Origin of the sequence: Candidatus Tisiphia endosymbiont of Ditula angustiorana, assembly GCF_964026425.1 — a bacterium.
Taxonomy (GTDB): domain Bacteria; phylum Pseudomonadota; class Alphaproteobacteria; order Rickettsiales; family Rickettsiaceae; genus Tisiphia.
Genome location: NZ_OZ032143.1, coordinates 1838860 through 1856902 on the forward strand (window position 1 = coordinate 1838860; position 18043 = coordinate 1856902).

An 18043-nucleotide genomic window follows, 5' to 3' on the forward strand; every position below is an offset into this window, starting at 1 on the left:
TTCCTGACCGAAGCGGGAATGACAGCTTTGGGTAGTAACTACAACTGTAGTATTAGCTTAGTTAATAATGGGAAATGGTATTATAGAAACAATCAGGTTTGAAGCGGCTGCCCACCTGATTGTTAAAATATAACACTCCATTCAATAGCCTAGTCATGATTCTCTACTTTTTTTGATAATACTTCATCAAGTTCTTGCATAAGATCTTCAGGGAGTTGTTTTACTTTATTAGGAGATTCTTGAGATTGTGATTTTTCTAACACATTTGTAGTATCAATAATCTTTGATTTTTTAGGTAATTTAATGGACTCAAAACTATCTTGTGGTAGAGTTCTTATAAGATTTTTACTTAAATTATCTAGATACGATGTAGTCACAGATTCCTTAAGCCATTTTGGATATTTATCAATAGTAGTATTTTGCATAACGTCTTTTAGGGTTTCTGCTTGTAAGTAACTGTCAGAAAAGAAAATTGTTAGGACTAGGAAGATGCACAAACAAATAATCGTACCTCTAAACATGCCTGCGGCTAAGCCTAGAGATCTGTCAATGACCCCACCACTTATAATAGAAATCATCAAAAGAAATTTACGGGTTACAAAAGAGCATATGATTAGAGAGATAATATAGGAAATAATCCCAGAGGTAACTACCAATGCAATGTGGTTATTAAAATATCGAGTAATAATGGAAATAGTATATGGAGATAGGTAATAGGCAAAAAGAATTGAGACTATAAAGCCAAGTAAGCTAATAGTAAGCTTTATTATTCCTCCATATGCCCCGAGCATCGATGAAGTAGTAATAATTGCCAGTATTATTATATCAAACCAAGTAAACATTAGACTTTTTCAAAAATTACTTTAAGTTTAGAACAGGAGTTGAGTATATTTACCATCATGTTCAAAATTTTTATTAGACCTCTCAGATGAAATTTCGAAAGAGATCTATTGAATAGCCGTAATTTAACATTATATGTATCTAAAAGCTAGTATGTTAATAAATTTTAAAATACAATAAACATTATGAGTGTAAACGATAAGATTTTTGATAATTTATCTGGTAAGGTTCTGGTCGCTACTCCTTACATGCTTGAGGGTATATTTAATAAATCACTTGTTTATATGCTGTCTCATACAGCAGAAGGAGCAATGGGTTTAATTTTCAATAATTTGGTGAATCATATAGAGATAAAATCGTTTTTTAAAATATCTGATGATCAAGTAGATAGTAACATTATGATGCCTATATATCTAGGAGGACCAGTTGAGCATGAACGCGGATTCTTCCTACATTCTGATGATTATAACGAAAATCTACTATTGAAGTTTCAGAATCATTTAGCAGTTAGCTCTAATCCTAAAATCCCTCATGATATTGCTTCTGGTCATGGGCCTAAAAATAGTTTATTTATTATTGGATACACTGCTTGGAAAGCAGGGCAGCTTGAAACAGAGATTAAGGAGAATTTGTGGATAATAACAAAGTGTGATAAAGAATTTATTTTTTCTGATCATCCAGAGAGTAAATGGCACAATGCTTTACAAAATCTCGGTATCAAAGAATCCCACTTTACTTCACAAATGGCTAATGCTTAACATCAGATCATATGGAAAATTCAAGAACTTGAGAATTAATTCTTCAAGTTGTTATAGTAGTTTATGGAGGGAATCTTGACGTGGGTTGTTTTTTGTACAGTGATTGTAGGTTTACTAATCTACGATCTTGGTTTTGCAAACCAAGAAAATAAAGTGATGAGCTTCCGCCAAACTATTTATTTTAGTCTTTTTTATTTAATTATAGCATGCCTCTTCGGTATTTTCATTTTTTTTGATATGGGAGGAGAAAAAGCCCGGGAATACTACACTTGCTTTTTTATAGAGAAAGCTATGTCATTGGATAATATTTTTATTATATTGATGGTTTTTCAGTTTTTCTCTATTCCTTTAATATATCAGCATCGGATATTATTCTTGGGAATTCTAGGTGTCATTGTTTTTAGAGCTATAATTATATATCTAGGTGTCATTGTTATCTCGAAATTCTCTTGGTTATTATATATTTTTGCAGCTATTCTTATAGTTACAGGCATCAAAACTTTTTATATAGCAAAAAAAAGTTTTAAAGTAGAGGAATCGTATATTTATAGAATTCTGCAAAAATACTTTAATCTTACTCCTAAAATTTCCGGTTACAAATTTTTTGTTAAAACTAATAATAGATTGAGTATTACCCCCCTTCTTGCATCATTAATAATTATAGAAATCATGGATATTGTCTTTGCCATTGATAGTATACCAGCAATATTTGCTATCACTAAGGATCCTTACATAATTTATACTTCTAATATTTTTGCCATATTAGGTTTACGTGCCTTATTCTTATGTTTAGCTAATATTGTTGAGCAATTTAGTTATATAAAATATTCGCTAGCATTAATATTAATATTTATTGGCATAAAAATATTCGCTGAACATTTTATTGAGATTCCATCTTACGCTGCACTGGCTATGACTATTACTCTTCTGTTGTTTGGTATTATTGCTTCTATTATCAGGAAAAGGAGTGTATGCTAGACTGCAAGCCATTAGTAATATTTTAATTTAAGAACTAAAGAAATTTTACACTGGCATAAAATATATTTTTATGCTAGAAGTTTGAAATTGTTGTATCGACTTACTCGCGACTTACTTATGTATGAAACTATGTTTATTCTATACAAGTCATTATAAGTGGCTAGAGTTTGAGTGTTTTACTAAATTTAATTTATGTTATGAGGTTCTAATTATGAGTGAAAATATAAATATTACACAAAATGTTGTTGAGCAAGATATTGTCGAACAAGAGGTTATTGAAATCGTTGTTAATAAATTAAAAGTAAAAAAAGATTCAATTACCCTTGAATCTAGATTTGTTGAGGATCTTAAAGCCGATAGTTTAGATACAGTTGAATTAATGATGGAAATAGAAGCAAAGTATAAATGTGATATACCAGATGAAGATGCTAGGAAAATTTTAACTGTCTCTGATGTTGTACAGTACATAATAAAAAAACAACTAATTATAAATAATCATGTCGACTAGAAGAGTTGTTGTAACCGGTATTGGGCTTATCACACCACTAGGAATTGGTGTAAAGCCCTCTTGGGAAGGTATTATAAAGGGTCGCAGTGGTATCAAGTCAATCACAAGATTTGATACTTCTAACCTTGCCTGTAAAATAGCGGGTACAGTGGATCACTCAACAGATAATGGCTTTAACCCGGAAAAATTTATTCACCCTCGCGATGTCCATAAGATGGATTTATTCATCCAATATGGTATCGCAGCAGCTATTGAGGCAGTTGAGGATAGCGGATGGAAAGTAAAAGATGAATTATCGGGAGATAGGACCGGCTTAATACTTGGTTCAGGAATAGGTGGACTTGGGATGATCGAAGAAACATCTGTAAAGTTTCATAAAGAAAATAATGGTAAAGTTAGTCCATTTTTTATTCCCTCCTCATTAATTAACCTCCTTTCAGGTCATGTTTCCGTTAAATACGGATTTACCGGGCCAAATCAGGCTGTCGTTACAGCTTGTTCCACTGGCTCTCATGCTATAGGGGATGCTATGCGTATGATTCAATACGGTAATGTAGATGTTATGGTTGCTGGTGGAGCTGAAGCACCGGTTACTCCGGTTGGAGTGGCTGGATTCGTTGCTGCAAGGGCATTATCTACTAAATATAATTCTACGCCTGAAATTGCATCAAGACCATGGGATCAAGATCGTGATGGATTTGTAATGGGAGAAGGGGCAGGTGTTGTAGTACTTGAAGAATATCAGCATGCTCTTGCTAGAAATGCTAAGATTTATGCTGAAATTATTGGATATGGTTCTACTGGTGATGCTCATCATATGACCTCACCTCATCCCGATGGAAGAGGGGCTTATAGAGCTATGTTTTACGCTCTTAAAGATGCAAAAATTGATGCAAGTCTTATTGATTATATCAATGCCCACGGCACTTCTACCCAAGTTGGTGATGCTATAGAATTAACGGCTGTTCAAAAATTATTTTTGGATGCTAACCCGAATGTTCTTATGTCGTCAACCAAATCATCTATTGGTCATTTACTTGGAGCAGCTGGTAGCGTAGAATTAATATATTCAATTCTTGCTATGCGAGACCAAGTCGCTCCACCAACTCTAAATTTGCATAAACCGATAGCAGAAGCAAAAATAGATTTAGTTGCTTTAGAAGCTAGAAATGCAAAGATTAGTTATGTGCTTTCTAATTCACTCGGATTTGGAGGAACTAATGCTAGTTTAATTATTAGGAAAGTATAGGATTTACTTTTGGTTTATATCATTTTCAAAAGTTGGAGTAGGAAGCTGGTATTTATGTTGGATAATTGTTGTGAGCTCTAAGGGGTCAGTAATTGGTAAATGTTTGTAACATAAAGTAGTTAATATATTTTCTAGTTGTTTTGTTCCACAACACATGCTAATACTTATAAAATTTTTAAAAGTTTCTTCTATTATCTTCTTAATCTTTTTTGGAGATTTTATACCAACAGTTTCTAAATTGTGAATTCTGTCAAATATTTTAACCATTATGATATCATATCTCTTTTGCTGCCATAATAATTCCATGATTTCTGCCGAGCTAATCTTTCTGTCGCACTTAACCCTAGTTAGTTTTTCTACTTGATCAGCAATTAGATCACTAAAGATATAGGCAATATTGCTTTTGGTAAGTTTAGTATCCTCAATGGTATCATGCAGTATAGCGGTTACAGTTAAATCGGTTCTAAAGTACAGCTTATCATTTTGTGCTGCGTATTCTGCAAGCATATACGCCACTTCTATTGGATGTGAGTAATAAGGTTCTCCTGTTTGTCTTTTCTGCTCTCCATGATACTTTTTGGCGTAATAGATGGCTTTTTTAACAATGTTCATATCTATTGGTTGATCTACTTCACTATTCAGCTGAGAGAGTTTAGCGAGTAACCTATCAGCATAATCACATGATTCAAACTTTAGCCAACTATTATTAATGCCTTCCATAAAAATCCTTAATATTTTGATATCCTAACTTATAGGTTAAACTAGGGTGTGTCATCAATTAAGTTGACAGGAGCGTTTATTTGTTGTGTAATAGAGAAAAAATTAAGGATAAATTTTCTCTATGCGTCGATATGCTCTACGTGACGATCAATGGGATCGGATTAAAGATAAGCTACCTGGAAGGGAAGAGTCTGTTGGTGTAACAGCCAAGGATAATCGCCTATTTGTAGAAGCAGTCTTGTATCGATATAGGGCTGGTATACCTTGGAGAGACCTACCTGAACGTTTTGGAGATTTTCGAGTGATTCACCTACGTCATTCAAGGTGGAGCAAGACAGGTGTGTGGAAAAAGGTTTTTGAGATGCTGGCTGAAGATGCTGATAACGAGTATGCCATGATTGATTCAACCATTGTTAGGGCTCATCAACATAGTGCCGGTGCTAAAAAAAAGAGTTAGATGATGACCAAGCAATTGGACGAGGTAAAGGGGGGCTGAGTACTAAAATCCATGCCACATGTGACGCTCTAGGGAATCCAACGGGATTCCATCTTACCCCGGGTCAAGCTCATGATTTGCAAGGATCTGATGTTTTGATGAATGAATTGACGAAAGCGGATGCTGTACTTGCTGATAAGGCTTATGATGCCGATGTACGTATGCGAGATAAGCTGAAAGATAAGGGATGTATAGCTGTGATTCCCCCAAAGAAGAATCGTGTGAATCCAGCTAAGTATGATAAGGACCTATATAAAGCTAGGCATTTGATTGAGAACTTTTTTGCAAAATTGAAGCAATATAGAGCTATTGCAACACGATTTGACAAAACATCTCAGAACTTTTTGGGTGCTGTTTATATGGCTTCCATGGTAATTTGGCTCAATTGATGACACACCCTAAAACTTAAAGTATTTGCAAAGATTTATTACTTTTTAGGTAATAAAAATAAATATTTCTTAACTTTGTTGTATAAATAGCTAGGTTGTGAAGGTTTCTATGTAATGAGTAGATTTATAGGCATTTTTGCTAAGCAAGAACCGCAAGCAGTACTCAAATTCTGCTACGGATTCGAGTGCCGAATCTTTGTCCCAATTACCAACAGAAGTAGAGTTCAAAAGATATCTATTATCTAACCTCGATATAAGCACCAAACAAAATGCTGTGCATTATGTAAAAACATAAACAAACTGTTGGTGGTGAGCTATGGTAAAAATAAAACCTTCTTTCAAACCAGTTTGTTAGGAGCTAACACTTGATACCGAGCGATCAAGTTCATAATGGAAGAAACAAAAAAGTAAAAAGTGCATGAAAATCAATATGTTAGCTAGCTGTTTCTTGGAAGAATTGGCTTTGTTATAAGAAAAAATGCACTCTTGAAGCGGTTCTACGAATACATTTTAATTTTTTTCATCATTCAATAGGTGATTTTAATAATTAAAATCACCTATTGAATGGAATATTATATTTTAACAATCAGGTGTAAGCGAGCATCAAACCTGATTGTTTCTACTTAACCCCTTCGATATAACTTGTTATATCGAATTCAGGTTATTTAAGAGGTCTATTTGTAAAACCTAAAGAAGTAAGCATATGCAGGGTTTCCAGTAGTGGTAATCCCATAATATTTGAGTAAGATCCATATATGCTAGGAACAAAAGCTTCGGCATATCCATGAATTCCGCAGCCACCTGATTTATTGATTCCTTCATCTAGGCTACAGTAAAATTCTATCTCTTGCTGGCTCAATCTTTTAAACTTGACTATGGTTTGCACTAATTTTTGTCGCAGCAGAACTTGTTCAAGAGTCTTTTTTATTATACAGATGCCTGTATAAACCCTATGACGCCTTCCAGATAAAATATTAAGGCAATATCTAACATCTTCACTTGTTAAAGCTTTAGGTAGTATTTTTCTACCGCGAACCACAACAGTATCAGCTGCTATAATTATAGCTTCACCACTTATTTTTTTGGCAACAACCTCGGCTTTTTCCTGTGCTAATCTTGTTACCAATTGGTTTGGTAACTCTCGTAAGTACTCTGTTTCATCTATATTAGCGGGAATAATTTGTGTAGGAAATACCTTTATTCTTTTTAGTAATTCAAGCCTTGCAGGTGATTGTGAGGCTAGAACTATAGGTATATTCTGCTGTTTTAAAAAAGTGGATTCTATATTTGACATAAAATATGAAAGACTCTAATGACGGTGGATAACACGACCTTTTGTTAGATCATAAGGTGTCATTTCCACTGTGATTTTATCTCCGACAAGTATCCTAATACGATTCTTACGCATCCTACCAGAAGTATGAGCGGTAATAAAATGACCATTTTCCAACTTCACTCTAAAAGTTGCGTTAGGCAAAAGTTCAAGGACAACACCTTCAAAATTAATTAGCTCTTCTTTGGTCATTACAACTTAACTAAATTATAATTTTTAATTTCTAAAATGGCTTGCCGTAGTGGACAATTTCAGAACCACGCTTGACATAAAATTATTAGTTATTCAAACGTTTATACACCAATATTAGAGAATCTATATTAATATAAAAAATTTGCAAGTAATATCAGGATCACCTCATGAAAAAAAAGTGGGAAATAAAAACATTAAGGAGGTTAAAGAAGGTATTAATAATTACATAGATAAATATAACCACCACAGATTTCTAGCATTGGTTATCAAAAACCAATGAAAGTTTATCTTAATTATTTACAAAATGTTGCTTAAAGGTAACCTTAAATGGGAAACAAAATGAGTAAAAAATTTGTCTAGTATATTATTGCAAATTATCTTTGTAGTCAAAAAATAATAATTATTTATAATGCAGGAATAGTTGATAAAATATTAGAAGCTCATTCTAAACCAACATTTGCAGAAATGATTCTAGAGGCAAGGTTTTAAGGAGTAAGTTAGTTAGATATAAATTTAGGAAGCAAGTACTAAAACTCTAGATAACATAACTACCGTACTATGTACTGCACTCTACATTATATAAAATAAGAGGTTTATGCAACAAACAAATACAAATAAGTTAATCTTTAATTACAAAAAAACATCTCATATACCATGCATATTTAATAATCAGTCATTTATTGTAATTCGGTCATTTAAAAGGAGTAATGAGTACTATTTTGTAATAGTTAATATTAATACTCTAGAAGTTAAGATAGTTGCTCAGAACTTATGTGCTTACCGTAAGAGCGATCAAGATGGCAGATATTTCTCATTAAAGGAACTTGAATCTTCTGTATATTATAGATCATTGTATTATTTTAATAATATAAAAGATAGCAGAGAGAATCAAGGTCTCAAGAATATTCCAAAAGTCAAAGGATGTTTTTTATCCATAGATATGTGTCCCTCAATAAAAAGGTTAGAACATAATTTATTTGATGCAATTTTAAAAACTGCTAAAAGAAGTCAAGAAATAAACCTATTAATAGCTGTAAGTGGTTTATGGATAGCAACTCATCTAGAAGACTTTATGTGGTTACAAACTCTTCCAGCCCAAAATATAAAAATCACATGGGTTAATCATAGTTTTAGTCATATTTTCTACCCTGATAAAGATTTTACAGACAATTTTTTATTACTGCCAAATACTGATATAGAAAACGAAATATTACAAACCGAACACTTGCTAATTGAAAGGGGCGAATTACCATCTCCATTTTTTAGATTTCCTGGGTTAGTAGCCAGTCAAGAAATATTAGATATATTAACTTCTTATGGGCTAATACAATTAGGTGCAAGTGCATGGATACATAAGCTTCCTGAACATGAAACAGTTAAAGATGGTGACATAGTACTAATCCATGGAAATGGTAATGAAGATAAAGTAGCCCTAGATAAATTGATTAAATTAGTTCAATCAGATCAGTTTTTATGGAAAAATTTACAAACAGAACTAAGTTTGAGTAATATACTGCTATGATTTCAAGAGATAAAGTAGCTTACTAGAATAACCTGAATTCGATATAACTTGTTACATCGAACTTTCGTGTTATATATAGAAACAATCAGGTTTGAAGCGGCTGCCCACCTGATTGTTAAAATATAACACTCCATTCAATATGTGATTTTAATTATTAAAATCACATATTGAATGATGGAAAAAGTTAAAATGCACTCGCGTCAGCCGCTTCAAGAGTGCATTTTTCCTTATAACAAAGCCAGTTCGATATAAGAATTATTAATTCTTATATCGAACTGAGGTTAGAATACAAAAACAAAAAGTAAGCTACTATGAATAGAATATTAGAATGTTTATTAAAAATAGTAAAGAATGAATTTAATAAAATTCATGATTAATGAACTAACCTTAATTACAGGACTTATTTTATCCCATAAAATTCTTTAGCATTTTGTAGTATAATACCAAATTCCTCGTCATTAGGTGTTGCAGGTGTTGCACCTTCAATAAAAGTACCACCAATGACTCCTACATCATTAACACCAGTATTGGGCATATGTTTTGGGAAAATATAAAAATCACGTTCTACTTTCTGTCCAGACTTAGTTTTGCCTTCATCCCAACGAGTCAAAATCATATATTGTAGATCTTTAGGATTTTGATCTTTAAGCATAATCAAGTGACCTTGGACTGACACCAATTTCTCATCATTAGGCTTCTTTCGAAACTAGACAATGATGTAGAATGGTGTTATAAATATCTGATTTGAAGTAATAATATGAAATTCGATCAGATTAAAGAGTTAGAGGATGAAAAATTTCGTCGATTAACAGGAGTAAAGAAGGGAACATTCTCAAAGATGGTGGATATTTTGAGGCAAGCTGATGGTCTTAAGAAATCAAAAGGTGGGCGTAAAAATAAGCTCAATTTGGAGGAACAGTTGCTGATGGTCTTAGAATACCTTAGAGAATACCGTACTTATTTCCATATAGGTCAGAACTATGGGATTAGTGAAAGTTCAGCATATAAAGCTGTTAAATGGGTAGAAGACACCCTAGTTAAACACCCAAACTTTGCTCTTCCAGGTCGTAAAGCTCTAATGAAGAGTGATATGAATTATGAAGTAGTCTTGATTGATGCTACTGAGAGTCCTATAGAAAGACCCAAAAAAAACAAAAATTCTATTATTCAGGAAAGAAGAAAAGGCATACACTAAAAACTCAAATAGTGGTAGACAAGAAAACACACCAAGTAATATGTACAGATTTTTCTAACGGTAAAAAACATGACTTTAGATTATTTAAGGAATCCAAAATTCTTATCCATCCTAAGGTTAAAGCGATTACTGATACAGGATATCAAGGTATACTGCTCGTAAATGAAGAGTTGGTAGACGAAGATCAAAATCAACAAGTGCTAGGAGTGTCCAAGCCGAGGAGCACAGCGTACATTAGTACGTGAGCACCGCAGGTCTTGGACAACAACAACGCAATTGTTGATTTTCATCGAGTATATACAAAAAATTCACAATAATTCTGAATTACCAAAGAAAAAAAGCAAGAAAAATCCTTTAACTAAAAATGATAAAAAGAATAATCGTAGGTTAGCAGGAGAAAGAGTTCTAAATGAAAACGTTATTGGTATGCTAAAACGGTTCAAAATTATTGCTGACAAATATCGAAATAGACGTAAAAGATTTGGTCTTAGATTTAATTTGATCTCTGGCATTTATAATTTTGAACTACGTCAACCAGTTTCGAAAGAGGTCTATTATTAAGCTTACTGGCACCAAGCCCAGTACAATTGAAGATAAATTTTCCATCAAGTTCAGCAAATGAGTTAACTTTTTTCTGTACAAACTTAATATTTTTACTTCTTAAATATTCGTTAAGTTCTGCCATAAGTATGCCTGTATCCATAAAAATACCGTCATCATATACAATCATCTTCCTTGTCGTACCATTATCAAAATCAACTGTCACATCTTTTGCTGGCTTCATGACTTTACCAACATAAGGCTCTAAACCAGATTCTTCCCGAGTTCTAAAATAAGTTGGAACAATGATAGCTCCCTCCTTAAAGTGTGGGTGCTGTTTCTTAGCGATTGACGCATAAAATTTATAAGCATCAATTTCTATTTTTTGAAGAACTGTCTGTATTTTTTGACCATTATCCATAGATACTGGAGCAAGTAAACCACCCGCATTATTAGAAGCCAGTCCATCAAATTTTTCTGCAACAATCGTAATGTTCTTAAAACCTTTTTGTTCTAAATCATAAGCTGTAAACAATCCCAAGACGCCTGCTCCAATAATGGTAATTGGCGTATCTTTTGTAAGATCAGTTGCATATTTTGAGTTTATAAGTAAGTCATTAACGTACTCAGCAGAACCAGGCCCAAGAGTCCAACCACTACCACCATGTCCATAGTTATTAGCGATTATTTTACTATCTTTTTCCTCTACACTCATTCTAGGAGAACCATGTCTCATTGGACGATAACAAAGTATTTTTTGTCCCAAATATGCAGTGTCTAATTTTGGTGGAGTAATTTTTCTAACCTCACCACTAATTGCCATTGTTAAAGTTGGTGTTATAACCATCAGAGTAGCCATGCAAAGTACCTTAATTTTCTTGAGCATAGTTGTAACCTTTAAAAAAATTATATTTAGAGTTAAGATGAGTTAATATAGATATTGGTGCATTTAGTAAAGAATAATTATATTATTCTACATACAAGAAAAGTAAAATTTTTGTATTAATGTCACAATATTAATTATATGGTGAAACCGTGGTGGATGATGATGTAATACAACAAGCTTTACCATATATAAATAATTTTATAAGTTGAATTTTAGGTAGACTTATTTATTTTAAATTATAGTTTTCACTCAAAATATTCTTAATTTATGATTCCAACAACATGACCATAGATGAAAAAATTTATATTACTATATGCGTATTATTTGCAATTCTCATTGTAATAGGTAATTTAATATATCAAAAGTTTGTTTTCTTACCAATATTACCTTTTTATACTTTTGAACTTTCTGTAGGTGCGATAACATACCCATTAACATTTTTACTTACTGATTTAATTGCTGAATTTTATGGGAAAAGCAAAGCTAATTTCTGTGTTAAACTTGCACTAGCTATGAATATAATTGTTACATTAATTATAGCAATAATGGATAGGTTAAATGCCACAGAGTGGTCTAAAATCGATAATATAACTTTTCATAAGGTTTTTGGGTTATATAGTATTGCTTCCATAGGTTCAATTATTGCCTGTTACACTGCTCAACTCATTGATATTACAATTTATTTATGGATACGTAAAGTCACTCATGGTAGATGGCTATGGCTTAGGAACAATGGCAGTACAGCAATTTCGCTATTTGTAGATACTTGTATTGTTATTAGCTTCATGAGTATATTTGGAGTGCTACCAATAGATCGTATGTGGTCACTTATAGTGAACAGCTATTCATTTAAACTTTTCTTCACAATATGCAGCACTCCTTTATTTTACATAGGAGTTAACATAATAAAATATGTTACTAAATATAAAAGTTAATTTTATATTTTTATTCCCCTATAAATTGTTCTCGTATCTTACACAAGTTATCTTGCAAACTATGCCAAAGAATTTCAATTTTCTGCTCATAAGCCATTAGTTCAAGCATAGTCCAATTGAACTGTTTAAAGAGCTTATATGCGTTATTTAGTCCAGTATGAATAGCAGCAACATTAAGTACCTTTTGAGAAAATATTTCTTTTATTTTTGCTTCTTGAGTCTTTTTATATTCATCATGATTAGCGGTGCCAAATTCTGCTATATGGTGCATATCTCTAGTCCGTATCTGTATTTCTGTATTACGTCTAAGTATACCAGCAGCAGCCACGACATGCAAGGAACTATAACCATTAGGTTTAGGATTAGCAATATAGTCTTCCTTATTAAAGATACAATAGTTATCATTAAGAATATCCAGTACTTTGTAACAGTCTTCTTGCTTATCAACTATAATCCTAGAGGCAATTGTATCAGTTAATCGGTGAAAACCAACATTTTTTCTTATCAACTTCTTTGTGATAGAACAAGGGTCTTTTAACCTAGAGGATATCTTCCCTACTATAGAGTTTTCATGCAACTTAATACTAATATTATCTGTGATCTTGTGCAAATCATTAAGATTTTCGTATAACATAAAAGGCACATCATTATTCTAGCATTAATTTAGCTACTTCAACTTGCAATTTTAATAAAAATTGCTGTTCCCTGTCAATAATTAAATTATTAATTTTTGGTATATCAAGTCATTTTTTACTTAACATCTATTAATAACATTCTAAAATGACCGATATTTATAACATAACCTCAATTCGATGTAAGACATCGGTTTAATAGCCTAGGGTGTCATCCCTGCACCCTCGGATGTCACCCACACTGTCGAAAGTTGTGGGATGTCACCCCTGCGTAGGCAAGGGGCTAAAAAAATAGCATAGAAGACTATTTAACATCTTAGACCCCTGCTTTCGCAGGGGTGACATCCGAAGGAGAATCAGGGGTTGTAAGATAAAACTATGATATAATGAAAAAAGTAAGTGGCACTCGTCAGGGGTGAGTTTATACAAACATTGTCATCAAGAGACCACTTACTTAATAAGCTCGAACGTTTAAATAGTTCATTGGGCTGAAACGCCCGCTTACAATCGTAAATATGTCGAGGATTTTATGACCCCAACGGATAAATTATATAACAATTTTATTGGTATTGATATAGCAAAATCAACTTTTGCAGTAGCAATATCTAATAATAATAAAATTATGACTTTTTCTAATAACACTATTGGATTTAAGGAATTTTTTAAGCAATATAAAAGTTTTTTGACTGACTCCCTAATAGTATTAGAGACTACAGGTGGATATGAAACTGAATTAGTAAATTTTTTATTAAGCAAAAAATGTGCTGTTCATAGAGCACATGCCCAAAAAGTAAAGTACTTTATAAGATCACTTGGTACTCGTGCTAAAACTGATTCTGTAGATGCTCAAGCTTTAGTAAAATATGGACAAGAAAGGCATAAGGAATTATCTTTACAACAAAAACCTGATCAAAAGATGAGCAAGCTAAAAATATTTTTATCTCGTCGTGATGATTTAGTAAAATTGCAGACTCAAGAGAAAAATAGGATGGCAGGACCTAATAATGATATGATAAAAGATAGTATAGAAGATTTATTGTTATGTTTATCCAAAGCTATAAAGAAATTAGAAGAAGAGATAGCCGAGTTAACAACCGATGAAAAGACTGTAGAACAGCTTGAGGTATTGGAGACAGTAACCGGTATTGGTAAGGTTGTTAGTAAAGTTTTATTAGCATTTTTACCAGAGATTGGTAAGGTTGATCGGAGGCAAATAGCTAGTTTAGTCGGAGTAGCCCCACATCCTAAGGATAGTGGACAATATAAAGGGTATCGTTCAGTTAGTGGTGGTAGACAAAATGTACGAACCAAATTATTTACTGCAGCAATGGCAGCAGCTAAATCAAAGAGCAAGTTAGGTGAATATTATAGAGAGCTAATTGCTAGAGGTAAAAAGCCTATAGTTGCCATTACTGCTTTAATGCGTAAAATTATTGTCATTGCTAATGCAAGGGTTAGAGATTATTATTTAAAATCGGCAAAGACTTGATAAAAATTTAAACCTATATTTATTTAAATTTTTATCAAGTCGTGGTTTACTGTGAATGTTAAGCTAGAGATTTTTTGTTATTTCTCTAAACCAATTTGGTTTTTTATTTTAAACTTTTTTTTAATTTTTTAAAAATCATAGTTGATGACATCACCCCTAATGGCGATGATTACTTGAGCCTACTATTAATTTATTACATCGATAAAAGCGATGTCATATTGAGTACTCCCCCCCTTATCTATTAGCCTTTCAGTCGTTCTTTGAAATGTGCTGAACTCTTTTACTCATAGTAAAATTACCAAATTTTAGATTGTCGATTGATGATTGTTCTAGAGCATGAACTAATAACATACTATTTGATATGTTAAGTGTTACAGTTCCTGGTGTAAGGGTAATAGAATTACCATATATTACAAGACTTGTATCGTTTTTTTGTTCTGAATTAATCCACTCAAAGACTGGTTGTAGATTAAGATTTCTACGCCATATAATCTTCATTACTCCTAAGCTAGATACAACTATTTCTTTAATTAGCCAAATAAAATATAATATAGAACGATAATTTAAATAGATCCTATCAGGGATCAAATTGAGCTTTATTGCCACAAGATAAGCTATACTGGGGATAATCAAGGAAACCAACAATGCAAAAATATCAGTAGGTACTCCTGTTAGACCAAACAACAGCAATAACAAAATAATTAAAGTAAAGATTTTAGTGTGCATCATACTTTCCTCCGCCTTTAACAGTTGATGTAAACGGTAGAAAGATCATTACCACAAAAAATAATGCACTTATAATACTAAAAATGCTATTTATCGCAATTACAAATGCTTCCTTATTTATATTACTGGCTAACAAAAAATACGAAGCCTTTTCCGGATCAACCACTTTACCATCCAATAATTGTCCTAGAAATTGTAATTTCATTAGAATAGAGGGTGAAGTGGAAGAAATATTTTCATTTAAATATTGGCTAAAAATCTTAGTTTTATCTGTAAGAAGTAGGCTAATAACCGCAAGACCAACAGCCCCTCCAAGATTACGAGTAAGATTATATAACCCACTAGCATTCCCTACTTTATCTTTACTCATGCTATCTAAAGCAATATTATTAGTAGGTAAAAAGCAAAACATCATCGCCAGTCCTCTAATAAATTGCGGTAAGAAAAACTCGGCAAATTTAGCATCTGCTGTTAAAAAACTATTTAGGTAGCAACCTAAACTAAACATAGCAAGACCGATAGCCAGCATAATTCTTAAATCTAGTCCAGAGCCAAGCATTTTTCCTGCAAGTGGAGCTGACAGAAATTGTGCCATACCAGTAACCATCATAGTAAAACCAATTTGCACAGTATTAAAACCAGCTATTGTAAATAAAAATAAAGGTAATAAATAGACTGCACCATATAGCCCTATACCTATGACAAAAGAGTAGATACAACCAAAAGTAAAATTTTTGTTAGCAAAAGTTGTTAGATCTAAGATTGGATTAATAAAGGTCAGTTCTCTAATAACTAACATAATAAATCCAACAACAATTAGTATGATAAGGAATAATATCAAATTATCTTCTATCCAGCCTTTCTTATTTCCTTCTTCTAAAACATATTGCAAAGAAGCAAGAGTAACAGTCAGTAAAATAATGCCAACAAAATCAAAATTTTTAAGCAAATTGTAATTAGGTTGATCAAAATCAGCGTATAAATATACGACTACACAAACAAAAATACCAGGTATTACATTGAGTAAAAACATAAAATGCCAAGATAAGTTTTCAGTAATGTAACCACCCAGTGTTGGTCCAAGTGTTGGGGCTATTGTTACGACTAATCCTACTATCACAGTAACTATTGGGCGTTTTGAGGCAGGAAAAATTATAAATACTGTACTAAAGACAGTTGGTATCATTGCTCCACCAAAAAATCCTTGTAAAGCTCTAAAAATAATCATTGTTTCTATGTTGCTGGCTAGCGAACATAGAATACTCATAACGGTAAAACCAAGAGCAGCAATAAAATAAGAAATTCTAGTGGAGAGAAGCTTGGCTGTAAAACCGGTTATTGGTATTATAATCACTTCTGCTATAAGATATGATGTTTGAACCCAAGATAATTCATCACTAGAAGCAGAAAGGCCGGCTGCAATGACTGATAAAGAACTGGCAACAATTTGAATATCCAACACTGCCATAAACATTCCTACTATCATTGCAAAGAATGCAAGTAACTGCTTATTTGATAGTGGGGGAGGGGCAAGATCTGGTTGCATAGGAAATAAGCCCTAATTATAGCATATAACTTATATCACAAAAGTAACAATCTTACAAGCTAAAGACCCTAAAAAAATATATATTTGATAAAATTATTAGTAGGATCTAATAGAATAAACTATAATAACTCATGTATTTAAATAGTGGGTTAGTTTCATATGTCCAAGAAAAAATCTAATGATTTGAGTAAGAAAATACAAAATATTGATGCAAAATTTGAGAAAACACTTGGCGAGTTAGATAAGAAATTGTTTGAATCCGAGATGGTGACAAATATGATTAATGATTCATTAGATAGAATGGGTGGTTCTGTTCCTTCTTCGGAAGTAGATAAGTTGATAGAGGAAATGCAATCTGAAGTTAATTTAGATAATAAATATGCTGAATTAGGCAAACGAAAAGATCGCGAAATAGAAGCTAGACTTAAGGCTCTAAAAGACACAAGACCTACGGAAGAAACATTAAAGAATTCTGCACCAACTCCAACTGTGGAAGGTTCAATTCCAACTGTAGACGATTTGCGAGAAACACTGAAAAAATTAAAAGAAGATGAGAAAAAAATACTTCAGTCAACAAAATCAATAAGTAAAGTAGCCCCACGTCCAAGGAATAATAATTTAGCAGCTAATTCTCGTAGGGTACAGGCACAGAAACCATCTAAGCCACTGGAAATTAACAATAATAATAGACGATACGATGTTCCAAAGGAAAACGCTATTTTGGATGATATAAAGCCGGAAAAAAGTTGGTTTGCAAAGATTATAGATAAGGTTGTTGATATTGTTAAAGAACTCTTGAACAATTCACAAAATCAAGATGCTCCATCTCCTAAACAACAAAATCTACAGGAGTTCAAGCAGAGAAGACAAGAAATATTAGCACCAGTAATACAGGCACAAAAGAAAGTAAAATTATTAAAAGAAGAACAAAAAGTGAGCAGAGAACTATCCAAGGCAAAAAGACTAAGGCGTAGTTTAGTAAAGCATGATAATCATAAACCTTTGCGTTCTAGTACTTCATCTATTGCTTCACCACCTAGTACTCCTCCAGTAAAACCACCAGTAAATAAGAACAATAGGGGGAGTAGGTAACTTACTACGATAATGAT

General features: G+C 32.6%; 18 protein-coding genes and 1 pseudogene. 10 read left to right on the top strand and 9 right to left on the bottom strand.

Annotation, left to right across the window (positions count from 1 at the left end; all coding sequences use genetic code 11):
- Positions 1–149 precede the first annotated feature (149 nt).
- Positions 150–842, bottom strand: coding sequence for a CvpA family protein (locus AAGD29_RS08860; protein ID WP_341757853.1), 693 nt, complete (start codon positions 840–842; stop codon positions 150–152).
- Between the two features lie 183 nt (positions 843–1025).
- On the opposite strand from AAGD29_RS08860, the gene AAGD29_RS08865 reads away from it, so the two are divergent.
- The 4 genes from AAGD29_RS08865 to fabF all read left to right on the top strand — a co-directional run bounded on the left by AAGD29_RS08865 (position 1026) and on the right by fabF (position 4333).
- The gene (locus tag AAGD29_RS08865; protein ID WP_341757854.1) at positions 1026–1598 is read left to right on the top strand and encodes a YqgE/AlgH family protein; all 573 of its coding nucleotides are present in this window, start codon (positions 1026–1028) and stop codon (positions 1596–1598) included.
- A gap of 75 nt (positions 1599–1673) precedes the next feature.
- The gene (locus AAGD29_RS08870) at positions 1674–2576 is read left to right on the top strand and encodes a TerC/Alx family metal homeostasis membrane protein (RefSeq protein WP_341757855.1); all 903 of its coding nucleotides are present in this window, start codon (positions 1674–1676) and stop codon (positions 2574–2576) included.
- A 211-nt stretch (positions 2577–2787) separates the two neighbouring features.
- Positions 2788–3084 (top strand): acyl carrier protein, encoded by a 297-nt coding sequence (gene acpP / locus AAGD29_RS08875; protein WP_341757856.1) that lies wholly within the window; start codon positions 2788–2790, stop codon positions 3082–3084.
- On the top strand, positions 3074–4333 hold the full coding sequence (gene fabF, locus AAGD29_RS08880) for a beta-ketoacyl-ACP synthase II (protein WP_341757857.1): 1260 nt from the start codon (positions 3074–3076) through the stop codon (positions 4331–4333). Before acpP ends, fabF begins: the two co-directional genes overlap by 11 nt.
- A 3-nt stretch (positions 4334–4336) precedes the next feature.
- Here the strand turns inward: fabF and AAGD29_RS08885 are convergent, their stop codons facing one another.
- Complete coding sequence (locus AAGD29_RS08885) at positions 4337–5053, bottom strand: HD domain-containing protein (protein ID WP_341757858.1); 717 nt, start codon at positions 5051–5053, stop codon at positions 4337–4339.
- 121 nt (positions 5054–5174) lie between these two features.
- Here AAGD29_RS08885 and AAGD29_RS08890 point away from each other — a divergent pair.
- Positions 5175–5938 (top strand): IS5 family transposase gene (locus tag AAGD29_RS08890; RefSeq protein WP_341757859.1). Its coding sequence is split into 2 segments (ribosomal slippage): positions 5175–5507 and positions 5510–5938, totalling 762 coding nucleotides; the frame shifts between segments, so codons are not numbered across the junction.
- 661 nt (positions 5939–6599) lie between these two features.
- Here AAGD29_RS08890 and AAGD29_RS08895 read toward each other — a convergent pair.
- Both AAGD29_RS08895 and infA read right to left on the bottom strand, forming a co-directional pair.
- Positions 6600–7232: a nucleoside triphosphate pyrophosphatase gene (locus AAGD29_RS08895; RefSeq protein ID WP_341754058.1), complete on the bottom strand. Its 633-nt coding sequence runs from the start codon at positions 7230–7232 to the stop codon at positions 6600–6602.
- Positions 7233–7247: 15 nt separating this feature from the next.
- Positions 7248–7463, bottom strand: a complete 216-nt coding sequence (gene infA / locus AAGD29_RS08900) for a translation initiation factor IF-1 (RefSeq protein WP_341757860.1) — start codon at positions 7461–7463, stop codon at positions 7248–7250.
- Positions 7464–8058: 595 nt separating this feature from the next.
- Between infA and AAGD29_RS08905 the strand changes: the two genes are divergently transcribed.
- Positions 8059–8985: a hypothetical protein gene (locus tag AAGD29_RS08905; RefSeq protein ID WP_341757861.1), complete on the top strand. Its 927-nt coding sequence runs from the start codon at positions 8059–8061 to the stop codon at positions 8983–8985.
- A gap of 400 nt (positions 8986–9385) precedes the next feature.
- Here AAGD29_RS08905 and AAGD29_RS08910 read toward each other — a convergent pair whose 3' ends face one another.
- Entirely contained in the window at positions 9386–9637 is a 252-nt protein-coding gene (locus AAGD29_RS08910) for a hypothetical protein (protein ID WP_341757862.1), read from the bottom strand.
- Between the two features lie 105 nt (positions 9638–9742).
- Between AAGD29_RS08910 and AAGD29_RS10370 the strand changes: the two are divergent.
- Positions 9743–10741, top strand: a pseudogene (locus AAGD29_RS10370) (IS5 family transposase).
- On the opposite strand, the gene AAGD29_RS08925 reads toward AAGD29_RS10370, so the two are convergent.
- Positions 10674–11606 (bottom strand): FAD-dependent oxidoreductase, encoded by a 933-nt coding sequence (locus tag AAGD29_RS08925; protein ID WP_341757863.1) that lies wholly within the window; start codon positions 11604–11606, stop codon positions 10674–10676. The pseudogene AAGD29_RS10370 and the gene AAGD29_RS08925 overlap by 68 nt on opposite strands.
- Before the next feature lie 281 nt (positions 11607–11887).
- On the opposite strand from AAGD29_RS08925, the gene AAGD29_RS08930 reads away from it, so the two are divergent.
- Positions 11888–12541, top strand: a complete 654-nt coding sequence (locus AAGD29_RS08930; RefSeq protein WP_341757864.1) for a queuosine precursor transporter — start codon at positions 11888–11890, stop codon at positions 12539–12541.
- Between the two features lie 10 nt (positions 12542–12551).
- On the opposite strand, the gene AAGD29_RS08935 is transcribed toward AAGD29_RS08930, so the two are convergent.
- A complete protein-coding gene (locus AAGD29_RS08935) occupies positions 12552–13175 on the bottom strand; it encodes a bifunctional (p)ppGpp synthetase/guanosine-3',5'-bis(diphosphate) 3'-pyrophosphohydrolase (RefSeq protein ID WP_341757865.1) in 624 nt (207 codons plus the stop codon).
- Between the two features lie 527 nt (positions 13176–13702).
- Between AAGD29_RS08935 and AAGD29_RS08940 the strand changes: the two genes are divergently transcribed.
- On the top strand, positions 13703–14662 hold the full coding sequence (locus tag AAGD29_RS08940) for an IS110 family transposase (RefSeq protein WP_341757783.1): 960 nt from the start codon (positions 13703–13705) through the stop codon (positions 14660–14662).
- 249 nt (positions 14663–14911) lie between these two features.
- Here the strand turns inward: AAGD29_RS08940 and AAGD29_RS08945 are convergent, their stop codons facing one another.
- Complete coding sequence (locus AAGD29_RS08945; protein ID WP_341757866.1) at positions 14912–15391, bottom strand: Na+/H+ antiporter subunit E; 480 nt, start codon at positions 15389–15391, stop codon at positions 14912–14914.
- Complete coding sequence (locus tag AAGD29_RS08950; RefSeq protein ID WP_341757867.1) at positions 15378–16934, bottom strand: DHA2 family efflux MFS transporter permease subunit; 1557 nt, start codon at positions 16932–16934, stop codon at positions 15378–15380. Before AAGD29_RS08950 ends, AAGD29_RS08945 begins: the two co-directional genes overlap by 14 nt.
- Positions 16935–17093: 159 nt before the next feature.
- Between AAGD29_RS08950 and AAGD29_RS08955 the strand changes: the two genes are divergently transcribed.
- Positions 17094–18026, top strand: a complete 933-nt coding sequence (locus AAGD29_RS08955; protein ID WP_341757868.1) for a hypothetical protein — start codon at positions 17094–17096, stop codon at positions 18024–18026.
- Positions 18027–18043: the final 17 nt, after the last annotated feature.

Coding starts and splice junctions, on each gene's coding strand:
- acpP (WP_341757856.1), top strand. CDS start 2,788: ATGAGTGAAAATATAAATATTACACAAAATGTTGTTGAGCAAGATATT.
- infA (WP_341757860.1), bottom strand. CDS start 7,463: ATGACCAAAGAAGAGCTAATTAATTTTGAAGGTGTTGTCCTTGAACTT.
- AAGD29_RS08910 (WP_341757862.1), bottom strand. CDS start 9,637: ATGCTTAAAGATCAAAATCCTAAAGATCTACAATATATGATTTTGACT.
- AAGD29_RS08865 (WP_341757854.1), top strand. CDS start 1,026: ATGAGTGTAAACGATAAGATTTTTGATAATTTATCTGGTAAGGTTCTG.
- AAGD29_RS08885 (WP_341757858.1), bottom strand. CDS start 5,053: ATGGAAGGCATTAATAATAGTTGGCTAAAGTTTGAATCATGTGATTAT.
- AAGD29_RS08860 (WP_341757853.1), bottom strand. CDS start 842: ATGTTTACTTGGTTTGATATAATAATACTGGCAATTATTACTACTTCA.
- AAGD29_RS08950 (WP_341757867.1), bottom strand. CDS start 16,934: ATGCAACCAGATCTTGCCCCTCCCCCACTATCAAATAAGCAGTTACTT.
- AAGD29_RS08940 (WP_341757783.1), top strand. CDS start 13,703: ATGACCCCAACGGATAAATTATATAACAATTTTATTGGTATTGATATA.
- AAGD29_RS08935 (WP_341757865.1), bottom strand. CDS start 13,175: ATGTTATACGAAAATCTTAATGATTTGCACAAGATCACAGATAATATT.
- AAGD29_RS08955 (WP_341757868.1), top strand. CDS start 17,094: ATGTCCAAGAAAAAATCTAATGATTTGAGTAAGAAAATACAAAATATT.
- AAGD29_RS08945 (WP_341757866.1), bottom strand. CDS start 15,391: ATGATGCACACTAAAATCTTTACTTTAATTATTTTGTTATTGCTGTTG.
- AAGD29_RS08925 (WP_341757863.1), bottom strand. CDS start 11,606: ATGCTCAAGAAAATTAAGGTACTTTGCATGGCTACTCTGATGGTTATA.
- AAGD29_RS08895 (WP_341754058.1), bottom strand. CDS start 7,232: ATGTCAAATATAGAATCCACTTTTTTAAAACAGCAGAATATACCTATA.
- AAGD29_RS08905 (WP_341757861.1), top strand. CDS start 8,059: ATGCAACAAACAAATACAAATAAGTTAATCTTTAATTACAAAAAAACA.
- fabF (WP_341757857.1), top strand. CDS start 3,074: ATGTCGACTAGAAGAGTTGTTGTAACCGGTATTGGGCTTATCACACCA.
- AAGD29_RS08930 (WP_341757864.1), top strand. CDS start 11,888: ATGACCATAGATGAAAAAATTTATATTACTATATGCGTATTATTTGCA.